The 1,230-nt window shown below is 64.1% G+C and carries 2 protein-coding genes; both read right to left on the bottom strand.

Annotated features, from left to right (window positions below; translation table 11 throughout):
* A partial coding sequence (locus ACESMD_RS10520; protein ID WP_372612928.1) for a DUF433 domain-containing protein occupies positions 1-185 on the bottom strand: 185 nt, incomplete at its 3' end.
* Positions 186-258: 73 nt separating this feature from the next.
* The coding region (gene cgtA / locus ACESMD_RS10515) for an Obg family GTPase CgtA (protein WP_372612926.1) at positions 259-1,230 on the bottom strand (972 nt) is incomplete at its 5' end.

The following is a 1,230-nucleotide window of genomic DNA, read 5'->3' as shown; positions in this document are numbered from 1 at the left end:
TACTGCAAAACCGCCAGGATGTCCTCAGGCTCGAGATCAGGGAGCTCTTCTACCACCTCCTGGCTACTCAGCCCCTGAGCCAGAAGGTCGAGCACATCCACGACACGAATACGCATACCGCGAACGCAGGGACGGCCCCCGCATTGAGCAGGATCGATGGTGATACGCGTCGCCAACTGATTCATTGCCTTCTCCCGACCCCGACGACTAGTCATGACCAACGTCATGAGCAGGTGTCCACATGCTCATTCTACTTCTTTACGGCGCGTATTCGACCTCGCCGTCAAAATCATCGTCGTCGACATCATCGTCATCGTCGTCGGGGCGCTTACGCCGACGACCCAGGCGCGCCTCGGTACGGGCGACAGATTCCTCTTCCATGCGGGTGCGCATCTCGCGGGCGCGCTCGGCGGCCTCCTCATCCTCGTTCTCCAGCTGGCGCTGCTCGGTGAGCCAACGATGCGCGGCCTGGACCAGCGTATCCGTGTTGTCACTGGAGATCGCCGAGATACGAAACACCGGGCCGTCCCAGCCGAGGCGGCGCAGGATCTCCTCGGCCCGGGACTCGCGCTCGCCCTCCGGTAGCAGGTCGAACTTGTTGAGCACCAGCCAGCGAGGCAGTTCCGCAAGCGCCGGCGAGAACTCACCGAGTTCGTGGATGATCGCCTGGGCGGCCTCCACCGGGTCGGTCTCGTCGAAGGGTGCCACGTCGACGACATGGAAGAGTAACCGTGTGCGGGTCAGGTGCTTGAGGAAACGCAGACCCAGACCGGCGCCGTCGGAGGCGCCCTCGATCAGCCCCGGCACGTCGGCCATCACGAAGTGCTCGTGCATGCCGAGTTTCACGACGCCCAGATTGGGCACCAGGGTAGTGAAAGGATAGTCAGCCACCTTGGGCTTGGCGGCGGAGACGGCACGGATCAGCGTCGACTTGCCGGCATTGGGCATGCCGAGCAGACCCACGTCGGCCATCACCTTCATCTCGAAGCGCAGATTGCGTCGCTCTCCCTCGGTACCGGATGTGGTGCGACGCGGGGCGCGGTTGGTCGATGACTTGAAGTGGATATTGCCCAGGCCCCGGCGGCCACCCTGGGCCACCACCACGACCTGGCCGATCTCGGTGACATCGGCGATCACCTCGAGGGTGTCCTCGTCGATCACCGTGGTCCCCACCGGCACCTTGACGTGCAAGTCATCGCCGGCCTTGCCGCTCATCTGCCGGCCCATGCC

This window comes from Halomonas sp. (assembly GCF_041689495.1).
Taxonomy (GTDB): domain Bacteria; phylum Pseudomonadota; class Gammaproteobacteria; order Pseudomonadales; family Halomonadaceae; genus Halomonas.
This window is presented reverse-complemented; position numbering and strand designations above follow the sequence as displayed.